This is a genomic window from Xanthomonas vasicola pv. musacearum NCPPB 4379 (assembly GCF_000277895.2).
Taxonomy (GTDB): domain Bacteria; phylum Pseudomonadota; class Gammaproteobacteria; order Xanthomonadales; family Xanthomonadaceae; genus Xanthomonas; species Xanthomonas vasicola.
Window position 1 is genome coordinate 2,441,148 of the sequence record NZ_CP034655.1, and the last position, 19,642, is coordinate 2,460,789.

14 protein-coding genes and 3 pseudogenes are annotated in these 19,642 nt (G+C 63.6%); 7 read left to right on the plus strand and 10 right to left on the minus strand.

The window, feature by feature from the left end; genetic code table 11:
- Positions 1-165 precede the first annotated feature (165 nt).
- Positions 166-987 (minus strand): posphoenolpyruvate synthetase regulatory kinase/phosphorylase PpsR, encoded by an 822-nt coding sequence (gene ppsR, locus KWO_RS11400; protein ID WP_010373220.1) that lies wholly within the window; start codon positions 985-987, stop codon positions 166-168.
- A gap of 142 nt (positions 988-1,129) precedes the next feature.
- Between ppsR and ppsA the strand changes: the two genes are divergently transcribed.
- Both ppsA and KWO_RS11410 read left to right on the plus strand, forming a co-directional pair.
- A complete protein-coding gene (gene ppsA, locus KWO_RS11405; protein WP_017113190.1) occupies positions 1,130-3,508 on the plus strand; it encodes a phosphoenolpyruvate synthase in 2,379 nt (792 codons plus the stop codon).
- Positions 3,508-4,494 carry a mechanosensitive ion channel family protein gene (locus tag KWO_RS11410; RefSeq protein ID WP_010373215.1) on the plus strand — a complete coding sequence of 329 codons (987 nt, stop codon included), beginning with the start codon at positions 3,508-3,510 and terminating at the stop codon, positions 4,492-4,494. The genes ppsA and KWO_RS11410 overlap by 1 nt, the downstream gene beginning before the upstream one ends.
- A gap of 210 nt (positions 4,495-4,704) precedes the next feature.
- Here the strand turns inward: KWO_RS11410 and orn are convergent, their stop codons facing one another.
- The 3 genes from orn to mntR all read right to left on the minus strand — a co-directional run bounded on the left by orn (position 4,705) and on the right by mntR (position 6,349).
- Complete coding sequence (gene orn, locus KWO_RS11415) at positions 4,705-5,289, minus strand: oligoribonuclease (RefSeq protein WP_010373214.1); 585 nt, start codon at positions 5,287-5,289, stop codon at positions 4,705-4,707.
- Positions 5,290-5,360: 71 nt separating this feature from the next.
- Positions 5,361-5,816, minus strand: coding sequence for a tRNA adenosine(34) deaminase TadA (tadA, locus tag KWO_RS11420; protein ID WP_116678119.1), 456 nt, complete (start codon positions 5,814-5,816; stop codon positions 5,361-5,363).
- A gap of 65 nt (positions 5,817-5,881) precedes the next feature.
- The gene (mntR, locus tag KWO_RS11425; protein WP_010373212.1) at positions 5,882-6,349 is read right to left on the minus strand and encodes a manganese-binding transcriptional regulator MntR; all 468 of its coding nucleotides are present in this window, start codon (positions 6,347-6,349) and stop codon (positions 5,882-5,884) included.
- Positions 6,350-6,491: 142 nt separating this feature from the next.
- Here mntR and KWO_RS11430 point away from each other — a divergent pair, with 142 nt between their 5' ends.
- From KWO_RS11430 to KWO_RS22565, 3 genes are all read left to right on the plus strand, one after another.
- Positions 6,492-7,826 (plus strand): Nramp family divalent metal transporter, encoded by a 1,335-nt coding sequence (locus KWO_RS11430; RefSeq protein ID WP_010378875.1) that lies wholly within the window; start codon positions 6,492-6,494, stop codon positions 7,824-7,826.
- A 554-nt stretch (positions 7,827-8,380) separates the two neighbouring features.
- Positions 8,381-9,205, plus strand: a complete 825-nt coding sequence (locus KWO_RS11435) for an alpha/beta fold hydrolase (RefSeq protein ID WP_010378881.1) — start codon at positions 8,381-8,383, stop codon at positions 9,203-9,205.
- Between the two features lie 155 nt (positions 9,206-9,360).
- Positions 9,361-9,576 carry a hypothetical protein gene (locus tag KWO_RS22565; RefSeq protein WP_159102204.1) on the plus strand — a complete coding sequence of 72 codons (216 nt, stop codon included), beginning with the start codon at positions 9,361-9,363 and terminating at the stop codon, positions 9,574-9,576.
- A gap of 107 nt (positions 9,577-9,683) precedes the next feature.
- Here the strand turns inward: KWO_RS22565 and KWO_RS23005 are convergent.
- The 6 genes and pseudogenes from KWO_RS23005 to KWO_RS11465 form a co-directional block, all read right to left on the minus strand.
- A pseudogene (locus KWO_RS23005) lies at positions 9,684-9,885 on the minus strand (xapx domain-containing protein); the annotation flags it as partial.
- A gap of 5 nt (positions 9,886-9,890) precedes the next feature.
- Positions 9,891-11,519, minus strand: coding sequence for an MFS transporter (locus KWO_RS11445; protein WP_017113192.1), 1,629 nt, complete (start codon positions 11,517-11,519; stop codon positions 9,891-9,893).
- Between the two features lie 94 nt (positions 11,520-11,613).
- Complete coding sequence (locus KWO_RS11450) at positions 11,614-13,461, minus strand: amidohydrolase (RefSeq protein WP_010378888.1); 1,848 nt, start codon at positions 13,459-13,461, stop codon at positions 11,614-11,616.
- Positions 13,462-13,574: 113 nt separating this feature from the next.
- Positions 13,575-14,003, minus strand: a complete 429-nt coding sequence (locus KWO_RS11455; RefSeq protein ID WP_017114469.1) for a DoxX family protein — start codon at positions 14,001-14,003, stop codon at positions 13,575-13,577.
- Positions 14,000-14,639, minus strand: a pseudogene (locus KWO_RS11460) (hydrolase). Before KWO_RS11460 ends, KWO_RS11455 begins: the two are co-directional and overlap by 4 nt.
- A complete protein-coding gene (locus KWO_RS11465; RefSeq protein WP_026112475.1) occupies positions 14,636-15,076 on the minus strand; it encodes a helix-turn-helix domain-containing protein in 441 nt (146 codons plus the stop codon). The pseudogene KWO_RS11460 and the gene KWO_RS11465 overlap by 4 nt, the downstream one beginning before the upstream one ends.
- Before the next feature lie 506 nt (positions 15,077-15,582).
- Here KWO_RS11465 and KWO_RS11470 point away from each other — a divergent pair.
- A pseudogene (locus tag KWO_RS11470) lies at positions 15,583-18,676 on the plus strand (sensor histidine kinase).
- Positions 18,669-19,310 carry a response regulator gene (locus tag KWO_RS11475; protein WP_010378904.1) on the plus strand — a complete coding sequence of 214 codons (642 nt, stop codon included), beginning with the start codon at positions 18,669-18,671 and terminating at the stop codon, positions 19,308-19,310. Before KWO_RS11470 ends, KWO_RS11475 begins: the two are co-directional and overlap by 8 nt.
- The last annotated feature ends 332 nt before the right edge of the window (positions 19,311-19,642 follow it).

Genomic DNA, 19,642 nt, shown 5'->3' on the forward strand with positions numbered 1-19,642 from the left:
ACGAGGGCCCAACCGCAGGCCTACCTTGGCGGAGCACTGCCCCGCCCGCTTCGTTTCCCCCAGCCGCCGACGGAACCGCGTTGGCAGCTCTTTCGAGCCGATGTGCATTGCGGCCGAACGCAAGTGACGGCCACTAATCCCGACTGTCCAATCCCCACTGCCCGCTCAAAACATTTCGCGCTGCAGTCCCAACGTAGACAACACCTTGCTGGAAATTTCTTCGATCGACGTATTGGTGGTGCTGAGCGAGGGAATGCGCTCCATCTGGAACATGCGCTCGGCAATCGCTACTTCGCGACGGCAGGTTTCTGCTGCGCTGTAGCGCGAATTCGCACGCCGCTCCTGCCGAATCTGCTGCAGCCGCTCCGGATCGATGGTCAGACCAAACAACTTGCTGCGGTAATTGCGCAACCGCGGCGGCAGCTGTTCGTTTTCCAGATCTTCGTCGGTGAGCGGATAATTGGCGGCGCGAATGCCGTAATGCAAGGCCAGATAGATGCAGGTCGGCGTTTTGCCCGCGCGCGACACCGCCACCAGGATCACGTCGGCCTCATCGTAATTCAGTGCAATGCCATCGTCGTGACTCAGCGCGAAGTTCATCGCGTTGATACGGCGGTGGTAAGTCTCGAAATCCACCATGCCGTGCGCGCGACCCACACGCGAATGACGCGGCGCGTTGAGCTCGCGCTCCAACGGCTCGATGAAGGGTGCGAACACATCCAGCATCAGCGCGCCGCTTTCGGCCAGGATCATGCTCAATTGTGGGTCGACGCACGAATTGACCACCACCGGGCGCACTTGGTACCGCTCGCCTGCAGCGCGCACACGCATCGCGGCATCACGTGCTTTTTCTGCATCATCAATGAACGACATGCGGTCGGTGACAAAATTGAATCCGCTGAACTGTGTGAGCAGGCTATGCCCAATCGTTTCAGCGGTGATACCGGTTCCATCGGAGACGTAAAACACCGGCCGAATTGTTGACATCAAGACCACCTCTTTGAACTAGTGTCCAAAACTTACGGGTTCATGCTTGTGCATATTCCGCTGTGCACTGCATCATAGCGGCTTCTTCCTACGGTCGCGGCCATTCAGCCCGCTCGGGCGATGGCCTTACGGAGCATCGCGCTTGAACGAGAATATCCTGTGGTTGCATGAGCTACGCTTGGCCGACCTGGCCCGCGTAGGCGGTAAGAATTCCTCACTTGGCGAGATGATCGGCAACCTGGCTGGGTTGGGCGTCTCGGTTCCCGGTGGATATGCAACCACCGCGGAAGCTTTCAAGGACTTCATCGCGCACAACGATTTGTCCAAGCGCATCTTCGACAAGTTGGCGACGCTGGATGTCGAAGACGTCAACGCACTCACCCTCGCCGGCAAGGAAATCCGTGGCTGGGTGATCGACGCACCGCTGCAGCCGGAACTGGACCGCGACATTCGCAGCGCTTACGAGCAGCTATGCGCCGAAAACGGCGGCGGCGATGTTGCGGTGGCCGTGCGCTCCTCGGCCACCGCCGAAGATCTACCGGACGCCTCGTTTGCAGGCCAGCAGGAAACCTTTCTCAATGTGACCGGCGCCGACGATGTGGTGCACAAGGTCAAGGAAGTGTTCGCCAGCCTCTACAACGATCGCGCGATTGCCTATCGCGTGCATCATGGCTTCAAGCACGAAGACGTCTTCCTTTCGGCCGGCGTGCAGTTGATGGTGCGCTCGGGCGTCGGTGCGGCCGGCGTGTTGTTCACGCTGGACACCGAATCCGGTTTCCGCGATGTGGTGTTCGTCACCTCGAGCTTCGGCTTGGGCGAAATGGTCGTGCAAGGCGCGGTCAACCCGGACGAGTTCTACGTCTACAAGCCCACGCTCACCGCGGGCAAGCCGGCGATTCTGCGCCGTTCGCTCGGTAGCAAGGCCATTCGCATGGTGTACTCGGATGTGCCGGGCGAACGCGTGCGCACCGAAGAAACCCCGGTGGAATTGCGCAGCACCTTCTCCATCAGCGACGAAGACGTGCAGGAGCTTTCCAAGCAAGCGCTGGTGATCGAAAAGCATTACGGCCGCCCGATGGACATCGAGTGGGCAAAAGACGGCGTCAGCGGCAAGCTGTTTATCGTGCAGGCGCGCCCGGAAACGGTGAAGTCGCGCAGCCACGCCACCCAGATCGAACGTTTCTCGCTGGAAGCCAAGGACGCCAAGATCCTGGTCGAAGGCCGCGCCGTCGGTGCCAAGATCGGCAGCGGTGTGGCGCGCGTGGTGCGCTCGCTGGACGACATGAATCGCGTGCAGGCGGGCGATGTGTTGATCGCTGACATGACCGACCCCGATTGGGAGCCGGTGATGAAGCGCGCTTCGGCGATCGTCACCAATCGTGGCGGCCGTACCTGCCACGCGGCGATCATCGCGCGTGAACTCGGTGTGCCGGCCGTGGTGGGCTCGGGCAACGCCACCGACGTGCTCAGCGACGGCCAGGAAGTGACTGTGAGCTGCGCCGAAGGCGACACCGGCTTCATCTACGAAGGCCTGCTGCCGTTCGAGCGCACCACCACCGATCTGGGCAACATGCCGCCTGCCCCGCTCAAGATCATGATGAACGTGGCCAACCCGGAACGTGCATTCGACTTCGGCCAGCTGCCGAACGCCGGTATCGGTCTGGCGCGTCTTGAAATGATCATCGCCGCGCACATCGGTATTCACCCGAACGCGCTGCTGGAATACGACAAGCAGGACGCCGACGTCCGCAAGAAGATCGACGCCAAGATTGCCGGTTACGGCGATCCGGTGAGCTTCTACGTCAACCGCCTGGCCGAAGGCATCGCGACGCTGACCGCGTCGGTAGCGCCGAATACGGTGATCGTGCGTCTGTCGGACTTCAAGTCCAACGAATACGCCAACCTGATCGGCGGTTCGCGTTACGAGCCGCATGAAGAAAACCCGATGATCGGCTTCCGCGGCGCCAGCCGTTACGTCGATCCCTCCTTCACCAAGGCGTTCGCGCTGGAGTGCAAGGCGGTGCTGAAGGTGCGCAACGAGATGGGCCTGGACAACCTCTGGGTGATGATCCCGTTCGTTCGCACGCTGGAAGAAGGCCGCAAGGTGATCGAAGTGCTGGAGCAGAACGGGCTCAAGCAAGGCGAGAACGGGCTGAAGATCATCATGATGTGCGAGCTGCCATCCAACGCGCTGCTGGCCGATGAGTTCCTGGAGATCTTCGACGGCTTCTCGATCGGCTCCAACGACCTGACCCAGCTCACCCTGGGCCTGGACCGCGATTCGTCGATCGTGGCGCACCTGTTCGACGAGCGAAACCCGGCGGTGAAGAAGCTGCTGTCGATGGCAATCAAGTCGGCGCGCGCCAAGGGCAAGTACGTGGGCATCTGCGGCCAGGGGCCGTCGGATCACCCCGAACTGGCCGAGTGGCTGATGCAGGAAGGCATCGAGTCGGTGTCGTTGAACCCTGACACCGTGGTCGATACCTGGCTGCGCTTGGCCAAGCTCAAGAGCGAGAGCTGATGGGACTGTTCGGTGCAGTGTGGGCGGCAGCTGCGGGAGCAGCTGCTGCAACGCCGGCAGCGGGAGCCGCGGTTGCGAAACCGGCGGCGGCCACCGAGCCGGCGTTCAATTGGGCCACCATCCCTTGGGCGCAGTACGCAGTCAATTGGGGCGTGGCACTGCTGATCGTCGTGGTCGGCATGTGGCTGGCCAGGCAACTCAGCCAATGGTTGCACCGTGCGCTCACCCGCGCACGCGTGGAGATCACACTGACCAACTTCCTGCGCAACGTGATGTATGCGTTGTTGCTGGTGTTGGTGTTCGTCAGTGCGTTGAGCCAGATCGGCGTGCCACCGACCTCGCTGATCGCAGTACTCGGTGCGGCAGGCCTGGCAGTCGGCCTGGCATTGAAGGATTCGTTGTCCAACATCGCCGCAGGCGTGATGCTGATCGTGCTGCGACCAATGCGCGATGGCGACCACGTGTTGATCGCGGGCCAGGAAGGCGTCGTCGACGAGATCCGGATCTTCCAGACCCGCATCCGTTCGTTCGACGAACGCATGATCACCCTGCCCAACAGCACCATTACCACTGCACCGATCGTCAACTACAGCACCCTGCCCAACCGCCGCCTGGAAGTCACCGTGGGCGTGGGCTACCAGGACGATTTGAAGAAGGCGCAGCAGTTGTTGCTGCAGATTGCCAAGGACAACCCGAACATCCTGGAATCGCCGGCTCCGTTTGTGCAGGTCACCAACCTGGGCGAAAGTACGGTCGATCTGATGTTGTTCGCGTATGCCACCAACGGTAACTTCGGTGCAGCCAAGAGCACCACGCTGGAACAGATCCGCAATCAGCTGCTGGAAAATGGACTCAACATCCCCTACCCGCAGCGCGATCTGCACGTGTATCACCACGATGCCGATGGCAAACCGATCGCCGATCTATTGCTCAACGGCGTCACCGACGATGGCGATCTGAACAAGGGACCTTCGTTGGCGCGTTGACGCGATCAGACAGGCAATACCGGAGTGGAAAACAAAAAGGCCGCATCGGATGATGCGGCCTTTTTTCCGGTGTGGATGGCTACGGGTCGTGTTGACGAGGGATGCGAAAAACTAAAGCTGAAATCGCTTCAACTGCGCGCTACACACCTCATCCAACTTCACGGTTCACGAGGCTGCCCCCCCCTATACGCAACACGCGCCTGCAGGTTCTCAGCCTTCCACGCCCGCAGCGATATCGCCACCAAGCGCGCCCATGAACTGACGATAGTGACGCAGCTCGTCGATCGAATCGCGCACATCGCTCAGGGCGGTGTGGGCTGAGCTCTTGGCGAACCCATTGGCCACCGTCGGCGCCCAACGCCGCGCAAGTTCCTTGATGGTGGACACATCCAGATTGCGGTAATGGAAATAGCGCTCCAGGCGCGGCATCTGCCGGTGCAGGAAGCGGCGGTCTTGGCAGATCGAGTTGCCGCACATCGGCGAGGCGCCAGCGCGGATCCACTCGCTCAAAAATGCCACCGTCTGCGCTTCGGCCTGCGCATGTGTCACCTGGCTATCGAGCACACGCTGCCACAGGCCCGAACGGCGGTGCTGGTTGCGGTTCCACTCGTCCATCGCTTCCAGGGTTTCCAGCGGATGCGCGATGGCCAGTTCCGGCCCCTCGGCAAGCACATTCAACTGCGCATCGGTCACGATGGTGGCGATCTCGATGATCGAATCGCGATCGGTATCCAGGCCGGTCATTTCCAGATCGATCCAGATCAGTCGGTCGTTGCCTGCAAGGTTCTCTGCCATATCGCCGTCCTGTGGAAGGCCGTCGCCGGCCGGGTGCTGAAAAAGGCGCGATCATACCGCGGCCACGTCGCTCAGGGCGCAAGTGGCGGCTTGCCGCGCTTGGCCCTGAAATAATTGGTCAGCCGCAAGCTCGCCTCGGCCGCAAGCACGCCACCGCTGACCCGCACATGGTGATTGTGGCGCGGGTCGGCCAGCAGGTCGAACACGCTGCCGCAAGCGCCAGTTTTGGGGTCGCTGGCGGCGAAGACCACGCGCGCGATCCGCGCATGGATCATCGCCATCGCGCACATCGCGCACGGCTCCAGGGTGACGTACAGCGTGCAGCCGATCAGGCGATGATTGGCCAGCCGGCGCCCGGCTTCGCGCATCGCCACGATTTCGGCATGCGCGCTGGGATCGTGGCTGGCGATATTAAAGTTCCAACCTTCGCCCAGCACGTTGCCTTCGGCATCGACGACCAGCGCACCAACCGGAATCTCGTCATAGTCGCGCTCGGCACGCTCGGCCAAGTGCAGGGCGTGCTGCATCCAGTGGAGGTCGATCGCCGAATGTGGCGTATCGATCGGCGCATCGGTGGGCTCTGCAGGCAAGCTCACGTGGCTGAACCGCCTTGACGTTCCAGGAACGCGGCAAACGCAGCAACCGTCGCCTCGCTCACATGGTGCTCGATGCCTTCCGCGTCGCGGCGCGCCGTGGCTTCATCGATACCAAGCGCAAGCAGGAAGCGCTCCACGATCTGGTGCCGCTGCCGGCTGGATGCCGCCAACGCTTCGCCGGCCGGGGTCAGGAACACGCCACGGTAGGGCCGCTGTATCACCCAACCATCGCGCACCAGCCGCTTGAGCATCTTGGCCACGGTGGGTTGCGCCACGCCCAGGCGCGCAGCGATGTCGACCTGACGCGCTTCACCGCCATCGACCAGCAGATCGGAGATCAACTCCACATAGTCTTCGACCAGCTCGGCGCGGCGCGCTTCGCGCACCTGACGGAAGCTTTCCACGTGCACCTGCGCATCGATCAGGACCGGCGCGGCCGCTTCCCCCTTTTCGCTCTTGCCCACCCTTGTCCTCGCTATCGTCGCCGGCGTCGTGCCGGGATGCTTAGTTTGAAGCACGCGGCCGATCAATACGATTGAGTTTGCCAATGCTCAATAGCATAGCATTTGCTATATCATTCTCGTCGACCCGTCCTGGCCTCCCCGCATGTCCGCCGACACCACCGCCTCAGCGCCATCGTCAGCTACCGCCACCGGTGGGCTAGGCGACCACCACGCCAGCGTCTCCGTGCCCAAGGGCGGCCATTGGTGGTTCCGGCTGCTGGCGTTTCTGGGGCCGGGCTACATGGTGTCGGTGGGCTACATGGATCCGGGCAACTGGGCCACCGATCTGGCGGGCGGTTCGCAGTTCGGCTATCTGTTGTTGTCGGTGATCCTGTTGTCGAACCTGATGGCGATCGTGCTGCAGGGCCTGTCGGCGCGGCTGGGTATCGCAACCGGGCTGGACCTGGCGCAGGCCTGCCGCATGCGGTATCCGCGCGGCGTCAATCTGGCGCTATGGGGCATTTGCGAACTGGCGATCATCGCCTGCGATCTGGCCGAGGTGATCGGCACCGCGATTGCATTGAAGCTGCTGTTCGGCCTCCCGCTCACCGTGGGCGCGATCATCACTGCGGTGGATGTGGTGCTGGTGTTGTTGCTGATGAACCGCGGTTTCCGCGCGCTTGAAGCGTTCGTAATCGCACTGCTGCTGCTCATCTTCGTGTGCTTCGGCATCCAGATTGCGTTGGCCGCGCCGCCGATCGCGGCGGTGCTGGGCGGTTTCGTTCCGCGTGCGCAGGTGGTCACCGACCCGCAGGCGCTGTACCTGGCAATCGGCATCATTGGTGCAACGGTGATGCCGCATAACCTGTATCTGCATTCGTCGATCGTGCAGACACGCGCGTATCCGCGGACCGATGTCGGCCGGAAATCGGCGCTGCGCTGGGCGGTCACCGACAGCACCATTGCTTTGATGTTCGCGCTGTTTATCAATGCCTCGATCCTGATCCTGGCGGCGGCGGTGTTCCATGCGCATGGCCGCACCGACGTGCAGGAAATCGAGCAGGCGCATGCGCTGCTGGCGCCGATGCTGGGTGTTGGCCTGGCCTCGACCCTATTCGCGGTAGCGCTGCTTGCTTCCGGCATCAACTCCACCGTGACTGCCACGCTGGCCGGGCAGATCGTGATGGAAGGCTTTCTGCAGTTGCGCCTGCCGCCATGGGTGCGGCGCCTGCTCACCCGCGGCATCGCCATCGTGCCGGTGGTGATCGTGACCTGGCTATACGGCGAAGCCGGCACCGCGCGGTTGTTGGTGCTGAGCCAGGTGGTGTTGTCGATGCAATTGCCGTTTGCGGTAATTCCGCTGGTGCGCTTTGTCTCCGACCGGCAATTGATGGGCGCATTGGTGGCGCCGGCCTGGCTGGTGCGCATCGCCTGGGTGATCGCGGCGGTGATCCTGTGCCTGAATCTGAAGCTGCTGTGGGATACCGCGCTGCACTGAGCGACGGCCTCTTCCTTAGGCGCTGCGCTTGGGTTCGATTAGCTGCGCTGTGCGGATCGGAAGCTGAAAGAAGACCTTTCGCACGGCTCGCTTCAATACGCACCGTGACTGATGGCCGTGATTTGCCGCGCCGTAAGCGGCCGTGTGCGTTGCCGCATCTTCCAGTTTGGCCTGCGCATCGCGCGAACCCATCACAGTCCACGCGCTAGCAGGTGCACTGCGCACGCGCATGCAATCTGCGTGCATGCCACTCGCGCTCTACTTGGCGCATGCACCGGTTTGTCTGTTGCCTGCGATGGCCTTGCGCCGCGTGGGCACGCCGGCATGACGCGTTTGCGCGCGCATGCGACCGCCGGGCTGCATGCCCTCGCCCTGCAGGAGTTTTTATGGATCAGCTCGAGACGCATCCGGCCGATGCCGGACGCCGCAGCTTTCTCATTTCCGGCACGGCAGCCGTGGCAGCGTTATCGCTACCCACTTGCGCCAGTGCTGCCGTGGCCACGCGTGCGCAATCCACCTTGTCTCCCCACTCGTCCACTCAAGGAGTCCACCCGATGTCCAATTTCGTCAAACGTCCCGACGGCGCCAACATTTTTTACAAGGACTGGGGCAAGGGCCAGCCGGTCGTGTTTTCGCATGGCTGGCCGCTCAGTGCCGATGCCTGGGATGCGCAGATGCTGTTCATGGGTCAGCACGGCTATCGCGTGATTGCGCATGACCGCCGCAGCCACGGCCGTTCATCGCAGACCTGGGACGGCAACGACATGGATACCTACGCAGACGATCTGGCTGCGGTGATCGAGGCGCTGGATTTGAAGGACGCGATCCTGGTCGGTCATTCCACCGGTGGCGGCGAAGTAGCGCACTACGTCGGCCGCCATGGCAGCAAGCGCGTCGCCAAGGTGGTGATGGTCGGCGCGGTGCCGCCGCAGATGGTGAAGAGCCCGACCAACCCGGGCGGCTTGCCGATGAGTGTGTTCGACGGCATTCGCGACAGTGTGGCCAAGGATCGTTCGCAGTTTTATCAGGACCTGACCACGCCGTTCTTCGGCGCCAACCGCGCCGGCAGCAAGGTCACCCAGGGTATGCGCGATTCGTTCTGGCTGCAGGGCATGTTGGGTGGACACAAGGGCCAGTACGACTGCATCAAGGAATTTTCCGAAGTCGATTACACGCCCGACCTGAAGAAGATCGACGTGCCGGCGCTGGTAGTACACGGTGATGATGATCAGATCGTACCGATCGATGCATCCGGCAAGGCTTCGGCCAAGATCATCAAGAATGCAGACTTAAAGATCTATGCCGGTGCACCGCACGGCCTGACCTTCACCCATACCGATCAGTTCAACAAGGATCTGCTGGCGTTTGCAAAAGCCTGATCCGCTCAAACGGATCCGCAAAAGTCTGGCTCGTGAGAGTCGGCTTTTTTGATTCTGGCGTTACTGATGGTGTATTCATGAGCAGCTGGCGAAACAAGCAGACAGTCGTCAGTCGCCTAAACCCCGCGCCCATACCGGCAGCGGAAGAGTGGCGCATGTTGCTTTCCAACGCCAGCCAGGCCCGCCTGGTGACAAGCGTCGGAGTGGTTCGCCGCTCTTCCTGGAATCAGTCAAAAGCTCAGTTGATCGAGGTCGCGGTGCCCTCGCCGCTCGCGGGACACGCCGCAGTAGGTCCATGTAGGTTCGTTGGCGGCATCCATGCCGCCAACGGTCCCGCGAGCGGCGAGCGCGGCGTCTCGGTTGGGCACTGAAGGCTTGGCGTTCCTTGTTACGTAGCAAGTGAACCGAGCAAGCGGCAGCCGATGCGAGCAATACACGGAGTAATGCCAGCCTCATGCGTCGCCCCCACCGCCGTGTGGCCGCTGGGTCCGCCGCGATGCACCAGATTACGTGCAGCACGACGCCCCAAAAAGCGGTCGTCCAATGCCTAGCCGCATGCCATTGCCAGCACCGGTAGCGCGCAGGCAAGGGCTATTGGTCCAGGCGATGGAATGCCTGCCGCACAGCAACCCAAGCCGCTTGCTACGCAGCACAACACCGCCGATGAACTTCCAATGCATGGGCATCAGATATCCGAATGCGCATGCGGCGGCAGCGCCACACCGCCGCCACCGACGAAGTGGCGCACTAGCGGTGCGCGTTCGCCTTGATGCAGGGCACGGATCTGCTCCTGCAAGTGGCGGTCGTCGCCGGTGATGCGTTCGTGTTGGCGCAGATGCTCCAACCACGAAGCGACGATGAAGTACTCCAGTTGCACGCCAGGTGTTGCAACGTCTTCGGCAATGCCCCAGACCACGGCGCCATCGCGCCGACGCGCATTGCCCAGTTGCGTCATCAACTGTAAGAACGGGCTGCGTGCGTCGGCAGCGATACGGTATTCCACCGTCACCAGCACCGGCCCGCGGTCATGCTCAACGCTGTCCGATTGCGCAGGTGCAGGCCAATGCCCGCCGGGCGCGAGATCCAGCTGTTCGGTTCCGGCAATGCGTGCGCGTTTGACCAGCAACGCTGCGATTACTGCACCCACGGCGGCGATCTGCAGGGCTGTCGCAATCGACGTGCGTTGCGCCAACGCACCCCATAACAGCGAGCCGCTGGCCATGCCGGCAGAAAACACCACGATGTACAGCGACAGCGCACGTGCACGCACCCATGCAGGCACGGAGGTTTGTGCGGCGATCTGCAACGACGACAGCACGGTGATCCAGGCCAGACCGTTCACCACCATCACCACGCACAACACGCCGATCTGCCGCGATAGCGCCAACCCCAATAGCGATGCAGCGCAGACCAGGGTGGCGACAAACACCAGCATGTCGCGGTCGTAGCGCGCACGCAGGCGCGGCAACAGCAAGGCACCGCTGATTGCGCCGATACCGATGCAGCCCAGCAGAATGCCGTAGCTGCCGGCGCCCAGCTGCATATCGCGGCGCACTACCAGCGGCAACAACGCGGTCAATGCACTGGCAAACAGGAAGAACCCGGCGGCCTTGATCAGCACTGCCTGCAGGCGGCCGGCCCGCGCGGCGTAACGCAAGCCGGCACGCAGGCCTGCGCCGAAGCTCTCCGGCGGCAAGGCCGAGGCATGCACATCGCGGTGCCATCGCCACAACACGCACAGCATCAAGCCGAACGTCAGCCCGTTGAGCAGGAATGCCCATGGCGGGCCGAATTGCGCCACGACCATCCCGCCCACGGCCGGCCCGATCGAGCGGGCGATATTCATGCCGATGGAATTGAGCGCCACCGCGGAGGCCAGCATCGGACGCGGCACGAGTTCCGAGACAATCGCCGCCTGCGCCGGCATCGCCATTGCTGCGCCCATGCCCATCGCGAAGGTCAGCGCAACGAGCAACCACGGCGTCAGCAACTGCAGATGCGCCAGCATGGCGAGCGTGCCCGCCACCAGCAGCATCCAGCCCTGGGTGAACATCAGATAGCGGCGTCGGTCGACGATGTCGGCCAGCGTGCCGGCGACCAGCGCGAACAGCACCACCGGCAAGGTGGTGGCCGATTGCACCGCCGCCACCATCAACGGTGAGCCGGTCTGTTCGGCCATCACCCAGGAGGCGGCAACATCATTGATCCAGGTGCCGATATTGCTACCCAGAATCGCCAGCCACAACGCACGAAACACTGGCTCACGCAGCGGCGCCCAGGCACCACCTTCGGCAGGTGCGGCAGAAACAGTCATCGCGGCAAGGTTCCAGGCAATGGGATGAAACAGACGATGCGAAGGTGTGCGGCGTTCAACGCGCGTGCACGCATGTGTGGTGGCGATAGCGCCATCAAAACGCGAAACATGCGCAGCCCAATGCGCCCCAGAAACCGCGCAGGTCGTCGGTAGGTGCAGCATGCTGCGCTGCGTGTCCATGCGCGCCGTGGGCGCTACAGCCGTGGCCGTGGCCGTGCACGTGCGTTGCAGCGGACAGCCCGCTGCCTAAGCCACCGACGTGATAGCCGCCAAAGCGATTCACCGGCGACCAGTCCGGCATGGCCGGTGGCAGCGTGGGTGCCAGCGCGGCAAAGTCGCCGTCACCGTGCACAACACGCCCGCCCAACACGGTCAGCACACTGGTGATGTCGGCGATGGCCGCATCGTCAACACGAAAATAATCGTCGGACAATACGATGAAATCGGCCAACCGCCCCACCGCCAGCGTGCCCTTGTTGGCCTCGTCGCCGGAAAACCAGGCGCTGCCCTGCGTCCAAAGCCGTAACGCCTGTTCGCGATCGAGCAGATTCTCTTCGCCGTATAACGCCAGGCCACCCACGGTGCGGCCGGTGACCAGCCACGACAGCGCCACCCACGGGTTGTAGCTGGCCACGCGCGTGGCATCGGTGCCTGCGCCGACCGCAATTCCCGCAGCCAGCATGCGCCGCACAGGCGGTGTTTGTTTTGCGGCTTGCACGCCATAGCGCTGCACGAACGCTTCGCCCTGATAGGCCATGCGATGTTGCACGGCGATACCGCCATTCAATGCGCGGATGCGATCGATGTTGCGCGGGGTAATCGTTTCGGCATGGTCGATAAACCAGTGCAAGCCGTCGAACGGGATGTCTGCGTTGACCTTTTCGTACACGTCGAGAATGCGCGCGATGCTTTCGTCGTAGGTTGCATGGATGCGGAACGGCCAGCGCTTTTCCACCAGCAGTCGCACCACCTGCTCCAGCTCGGGTTCCAGTTCCGGCGGCAGCTCAGGACGCGGCTCGCTGAACTGCTCGAAGTCAGCAGCGGAAAACACCAGCATCTCGCCAGCGCCATTGTGGCGTAGCAGATCATCGCCCTTGCGCACCGGCAGTAACTCGGTCCAGCCACGGAAGTCTTCGACCTCCTTGCCCTTGTTCTGGGTGAACAAGTTGTAGGCGATGCGCACGCTTAGTTGATCGGCCGCATGCAGCTGTTCGATGACCTGGTAGTCCTCCGGATAATTCTGGAAACCACCGCCGGCATCGATCACCGAGGTGATCCCCAACCGGTTGAGTTCGCGCATGAAATGGCGGGTGGAATTGGCTTGATATTCCAGTGGCAGGCGTGGGCCTTTGGCCAGGCTTGCGTAGAGGATCAACGCGTTGGGCTTGGCCAGCAGCAGGCCGGTGGGATTGCCTAACTTGTCGCGCTCGATGCGCCCGCCCGGCGGATCTGGCGTGGCCTTGTCGTAGCCGCAGGCACGCAGCGCCGCGCGGTTGAGCAAGGCGCGGTCGTACAGATGCAACAGAAACACCGGCGTGTCTGGTGCGATGGCGTTGATTTCGTCCAACGTGGGCAGCCGCTTTTCAGCGAATTGATAGGCGGTGAAGCCGCCGACTACGCGCACCCACTGCGGCGCCGGCGTGCGGTCGACCTGCGCCTTCAACATCGCCATCGCGTCGGCCAGCGAGCGCACGCCGTCCCAGCGCAGCTCCAGGTTGTAATTCAAACCGCCACGAATCAGATGGGTGTGGCTGTCGTTAAGGCCGGGCAGCAGGCGCCGCGCCTGCGCATCGATGCTGCGTGCACCTTTCGCCAGGGCCATGATTTGCGCGTCGTCGCCGACTGCCACGATGCGTCCGTCGGCAACCGCAATGGCAGTGGCGCTGGGCTGACGCGGATCGAGTGTGGTGATGCGCGCATTGCAAACGACAAGATCGATCATTGGAGATGTCCTTGAAGCAGACGAAGCAGCGGGCAAGGCGCCCAATGCAAGACCGGCTGCGGCGCCCTGCATCCACAGGCGCCGCCCGGCATCGTGATCGCCCGGCGTGCGGCTCATGCCGCGCTGCGCCGACGCAGGTGGTCCAGCGACCACGCTCCACCGCCGGCTGCAGCGACTGCCAACAACACCAGCAGCCACATCAGCGGGTATTCCATACCGCCCTGCATCCAGAACCAGCCTTTCGGCATGGCAACCAGCACGGTGGTCGCGATAAACAGCGCTGCCAGTGCCGCACTGGCACGGGTCCATAGCCCCACCAGCCCGGAAAGGGTCTGCACCAACGCCAGCAGCAGCGGCAACGGTGCGACGGAAGGAAAGCCGAACTGCTGCAATTCAGCAGCAAACCCGGGCAAGCCCGGTCCACCGAACCAGCCCAGCAACTTGCCCAACCCGTGTGGCAGCAGGAAGCCGCCGCCAGCGATGCGCAGCATCAGCAACGCGAGCGAAAGCCCGGCGGTGTTGCGTGGTGCCGATGCGTTCAATGCCCGCCTTCCTGCGCACCGAACATGCTCCTGGCGTACTGGATGCCGATGCCATAGCCACCAGCATGTGCGCGTGCAATACCGGTGGTCAGCTCGTAGGTCGCGCTGCAACTCCAGCAGGTACTGCACGCTGGTGATGGGTGCGGCGCCGGCCTGCACCATGCGCGTCACGGCACGTTCGTGTGCTTCATCGCTCACATCGCCGCAGGCATCGGTGATGACGTACACCTCGAAGCCTTGTTCGATCGCCGACAGCGTCGGGCCCACGATGCACACGCTGGTCCACAGACCGGCGATCACCAGGCGCCGCTTACCGATGGCGTTGACGCGATCGATCACGCCCGTGTCTTCCCAGGCGTTCATGCTGGTGCGATCGAACACCGGCTCGCCCGGAAAGATCTCCGGCAACTCCGCAAACAACGGGCCGGAGAACGACTTTTCTGCAACGGTGGTCAGAATCACCGGCACCTTGAAGCCTTTGGCGCCCTTGGCGATCAACGCCACGTTGTTGCGTAGCGCCGAGATATCGATGCTATGCGTGGCGAACGCCATCTGCGATTGATGGTCGATCAAAATCAGGGTGTGATCGCCGGGCGATAGCAAGGAGGCGCCAGGTACGGCAGTTGCAGTGGTCATGCGTGTTGCTCCAGGGATAGTGAAACGGAATGACCACCGCGCCGCTGCGCAGGTGACATGTGTGGATTGCTGCATGGCTCCATCGCCGTCTGCGCGGCGAAGCGTGCAGGGGTACAACCGGTCGCATTGCGAAAGCTGCGAACGAAGTGGCTTTGGTCGAAGAAGCACAGATCGGTGGCGATCTGGCTGATGGTGTGACGGCCTTCGCGCAGCAGCGCCTGTGCACGTTCGAGCCGACGACGGCGCAGGTATTCCATCGGGCTGGCACCGATCGCATCACGAAACACGCGCGCGAAATGGAAGCGGCTCATGCAGGCGGCTTCCGCCAGATGCGCCACGCTGACAGGCTCATACAGATGCGTGTCGATGTACTGCATTGCACGCGCAACAGCGCGCGCACGCGGCCCCTGTGTTTGCATGAGTGCTGCAGCACGCACGTCGGGAGCACCAACAGCAATCAGAGGTGCCATGTGGCGTCTCCGCGGGGAATGGCCCTATGGTGCGGGGGACATCCTCACTGCCCTACCCCTGATGGTGAGGCGAATCGCCCCCCCTTTTGGGGTAGCGATGTCTGTGTCCGCCATGGCGGCAGCGTGGGTGGGATGCACGTTCGGTGCAGCGTTGCGTTGTCCACCAATACAACGTGCGTCGAATCGAAATGACGCAACGCATTGCAGAACATCCGCATCGCACCAGGCAGCTGATGCATCCCCCCTCGACAGCGCGATCAAAATACACAACAAGCCAGCGCGGCCACCAAGCGAACGCCACTGCGAGTCGTTGCAGCAGAGTTGCGCAATACCGATGCGTCGCGTCCTACCTACAGCTCACGCAACACGCACCCGCGTCACAGGTGCAGCACCCACTAACCGATTTCGCCGCGCACGTCCCTCCCCCGAAAGAGGTGGTGGTGCTTCCCCCGATCCCGCCTGACAATGATGCGATGCCGCATGAGCCTGCCATCCGTTCGCCGTTCTTGTCGCGCCTGCGCGCGGCTGCGGTTGTGACGCTGTCCTGGGCACTTCTGCTCTGCGCGCCAGCCTGGGCGACCGGCATCGCGGCGACGCGCGACGGGCTACTGCAGTTTCACCACACCGCCTGGAGCATCGAGCGCGGTGCACCGGCCGATATCTGGGACATCCAGCAAGCCGATGGCGGTGCGTTGTGGCTGGCGACCGGCTTCGGTCTGTTCAAGTTCGACGGCGAACACTTCACCCGGCAGGCAGCACCGGAGGGCGAAGCCTACGCATCGCACAACATGACGGCGCTGTCGCTGACTGCGGACGATGGCGCGTGGATCGGCTATTTCAATGCCGGCATTGATCGCCTGGCCGACGGCCGCCTCACCCACTTTATGCCCGGCAAGGATGTGCCGGACGGGATGGTGTTCCGCATCGAACGCGATGGCAGTGGCCGCCTGTGGGCAGCCATCGATGGCGGGCTGTGCTGGTTCGACGGACAGCGCTGGCACCGCGCCGGTGCCGACTGGAGCTACCCGGCAGCATGCGCGCAATGGCTGCTGCGCGATCGCCGCGGCATTCTGTGGGTGAGCGACGGCAGCCGCATCCTGTTGCTGCGACCCGGTGGACAACGCTTCGAACCCACCGGCCAGCAGGTCGGGCACTTCACCACCATGGCAGAGCATCCGGACGGCACGATCTGGGTTGCCGATCCGCATCGCGGCGTGTTTGCGCTGACCGATGCGCATGGGTGCGGTGTTATCTGCCACCGCACGCGACCAGCTGCAGTTTCCCGGTCTGTCTGCGGGGCGCATCCGGTTCATGCGCGACGGCGCGCTGTGGGGCAGCGACTACAGCGCAGGCGGCGTGTTCCGTGTCGCCCAACCGACATCAAAGGCGCCGGTGCTCGAGCGCTTCGGCCCGGTGCAGGGCCTGACCTCGTCCACCGCCGGCCCGCTGCTGGAAGACCACGAAGGCAATCTGTGGGCCGGCACCAATCTGGGGCTCAACCGCTTCCGTCATCGCGCCCTGCTCCCGCTTTCGGCGTTGCTACCCGGCCAGTCCACGGCGGCCGCAATCTTCGCAACCGCCGCCACCCCGAGCACCCCGTTGTTACTGGCGGTCCTGCGCGATGAGCGCAAGCTGGCATTGACGCGGACCGGGATCGAACGCCTGCAAGCCGGCGCACCCGCGAGCGTGCTGAAAGTGCCCTCCACCGCCGGCGGTTGGCTACTCGGCGACAACCATCTGCTCCACCTGCAGCAAGGACGCACCCACTCCTTGCCCTTACCGCAGAACGTGCCGACCGGCTCGATCCGCGGGTTCGCCGTCGATGCCCAGGAGGCTCCCTGGGTGTGCCCCGACGCCAGTGGGCCGCAGCGTTGGGATGGCAATCGCTGGCAGGCGATCACCGGCCTGCAGGACGAACCCTGTTCGGTGCTCGTCGCCACGCCCGATGCCGCGCTGTGGGTAGGCAGCGTCAAGGGCGAGCTCAGCGTGCTGCGTGGCGGGCAGGTGCGGCACTACACCGCCAACGACGGCCTGGCGGTCGGCCCGATCACCGCGATCTGGCACAGCGCAGCCCTCACCCTGGTGGCTGGCGAAAGTGGGCTTGCCGCGCTCCGCAGCGATGACCGCTTCCAGCAGGTGGCCGATCAGGCCAATCCGCTACTGCAGGGCATTACCGGCATCGTGCGCGATCGCCACGACACCTTCTGGTTGAACGGCAACCGCGGGGTGGTGCAAATCGGCCGGCTGGCGTTGTTGCGCAGCTTGCGCACCGGGGTGGCCAGCCCAACGCTGCGCGTGTACGACATCATGGATGGCCTGCCCGGCGTCGCCCAACAGGCCACCCCGGTATCTACCGCGGTTGCCGCCACCGATGGTCTGCTCTGGTTCACCACCAACCAGGGCCTGGCCTGGCTCGATCCCGAACAGACCTACCACAACCCCACCGCGCCGGAGGTGTTCGTCACCGACGTGGTCGCCAACGACCGGCACTACCCGCGTCAGGATGGCCTGCACCTTCCTAAGGGGACAGACCGCCTGCGCATCGGCTACGACGCCATCAGCCTCACCCGCCCGGAACGCGTGCGGTTCCGCTACCGGCTGGAAGGCGTCGATGCGCACTGGCAGGATGCCGGCAACCGCGGCGAGGCGTTCTATACCAATCTGGCGCCCGGGCGTTACCGCTTCCGCATTGCCGCGGCCAACAACGACGGCCTCTGGAATGAGCGCGGCGACACCCTGGACTTCGTTATTGAGGCCGCCTTCGTGCAGACCTGGCTGTTCAAGGTGTGCTGCGCGCTGGGCCTGCTGCTTGCGCTCGGCATCGCCTGGCGCATGCGCACCCGGCACGTGGCCGAGCGCCTGCGCGCGCGCCTGGAAGAGCGTTACCGCGAACGCGAACGCATTGCCCGTGAATTGCACGACACCTTGCTGCAAGGCACCCAGGGACTGATCCTGCGATTGCATGCTGCCAGCCGCTCGCTGCCCTGGAACGACCCGCGTCGGCTGGAGCTGGTACAGGCGGTCGACCTGGCCGAAAACGCATTGGCCGAAGGCCGCGATCGCGTCAACGGGTTACGTGACAGCCAATCGTTACATCAAGATCTGGCCGCTGCCCTGCAACGGGCGCGCAACGCCACCATGCCGCCGCCGAGTGCCGAACTGCAGGTGTCTGTCGACGGCCGGCCCCTGCGCTTGCACCCCCTGGTGGCAGACGAGCTATTCCAGCTCGGCCGCGAAGCACTGGCCAATGCCGACCGGCACGCCGATGCCACCGGCATCGCGCTGGAACTGCGTTACGGCTCACGTGACTTCACGCTGCGCATCCGCGACGATGGCCGCGGCCTCGACCCGGACGTGCTGCACGGCCACGCCCGTACCGGGCACTGGGGCCTGACTGGCATGCAGGAACGCGCGCAGCGCATCGGCGCCAAGATGCAGGTGTGGTCGCGCCCCGGCAGCGGCACCGAAATCCAGATCACCCTGCCTGCCCATGCCGCTTACGTGCGCGCCAAGCGATGGTGGTGGCCATTTCACACAGCACGATCCACGGAGAGCTCCAATGGTTGAAATGGTCCGCCCAACCGAGGTACTGGTGGTCGACGACCATCCACTGCTGCGCGATGGGCTAAGTGCCATGCTCGCCGCCGAACAGGACATGCGGGTGGTCGGGGAAGCCGAAGATGGCGAACAGGCGGTGGCCTGCTACACCCGCCTGCGCCCGGACGTGGTGCTGATGGATCTGCAGATGCCGGGCGTGGACGGAGTCGAAGCGATCCAGCGTATTCGCCGTGTCGATTCCGCTGCCAAGGTCATCGTGTTGACCACCTACACCGGCGACGTCCGCGCGGTGCGTGCCCTGCAGGCCGGCGCCTGCGGTTACCTGCTCAAGAGCGCGCTGCGCCGCGAGTTGGTGGACACCATCCGCGGTGTACGCCGCGGCCAGCGCCGGCAAGTTCCAGCCGCGGTGGCTGAAAACATCGCCGCCCATGTGCTCGACGATGCCCTGTCCGCACGCGAGACCGAGGTGCTGAACTTGGTCGCCACCGGCTGTTCCAACAAACAGATCGGCAGCGCCTTGAGCATCTCCGAAGAAACGGTCAAGGCGCATATGAAGAACATCCTGGCCAAGCTAGGCGTGCGCGATCGCACCCATGCGGTCATTGTCGCGCTGCGGCGGGGGATCCTGTCGTTAGACACCTGAGCGCACGAACGGTCGCCGAGCGCCCGCACCCAGACCAAACCAAACCAAACCAAAAAGCTGATTGGCCCGCCCCATGCGGAAGCGAATGTTGAATCAACGCCCATACAGAAGCCGGAAGCGTATCCCAACATGGATCTGCTTACGTTACCTTATACCTCAGTTGCGGCTGGGGAGCCGCTTCAGTATGGCCTTCATCAGCCGCTAACTACACATCAACCATCGCACTGCGCCGCGAGCGCAGTGCGGCTGGGGAGCCACTTCAGTATGGCCTTCATCAGCCGCTAACTACACATCAACCATCGCACTGCGCCGCGAGCGCAGTGTCGTACATT

Excerpts from the sequence above, each read along its gene's own strand:
- ppsR (WP_010373220.1), bottom strand. The coding sequence starts at position 987 with ATGTCAACAATTCGGCCGGTGTTTTACGTCTCCGATGGAACCGGTATC.
- KWO_RS11410 (WP_010373215.1), top strand. The coding sequence starts at position 3,508 with ATGGGACTGTTCGGTGCAGTGTGGGCGGCAGCTGCGGGAGCAGCTGCT.
- orn (WP_010373214.1), bottom strand. The coding sequence starts at position 5,289 with ATGGCAGAGAACCTTGCAGGCAACGACCGACTGATCTGGATCGATCTG.
- tadA (WP_116678119.1), bottom strand. The coding sequence starts at position 5,816 with ATGCAGCACGCCCTGCACTTGGCCGAGCGTGCCGAGCGCGACTATGAC.
- KWO_RS11430 (WP_010378875.1), top strand. The coding sequence starts at position 6,492 with ATGTCCGCCGACACCACCGCCTCAGCGCCATCGTCAGCTACCGCCACC.
- KWO_RS11435 (WP_010378881.1), top strand. The coding sequence starts at position 8,381 with ATGTCCAATTTCGTCAAACGTCCCGACGGCGCCAACATTTTTTACAAG.
- KWO_RS22565 (WP_159102204.1), top strand. The coding sequence starts at position 9,361 with ATGTTGCTTTCCAACGCCAGCCAGGCCCGCCTGGTGACAAGCGTCGGA.
- KWO_RS11445 (WP_017113192.1), bottom strand. The coding sequence starts at position 11,519 with ATGACTGTTTCTGCCGCACCTGCCGAAGGTGGTGCCTGGGCGCCGCTG.
- KWO_RS11450 (WP_010378888.1), bottom strand. The coding sequence starts at position 13,461 with ATGATCGATCTTGTCGTTTGCAATGCGCGCATCACCACACTCGATCCG.
- KWO_RS11475 (WP_010378904.1), top strand. The coding sequence starts at position 18,669 with ATGGTTGAAATGGTCCGCCCAACCGAGGTACTGGTGGTCGACGACCAT.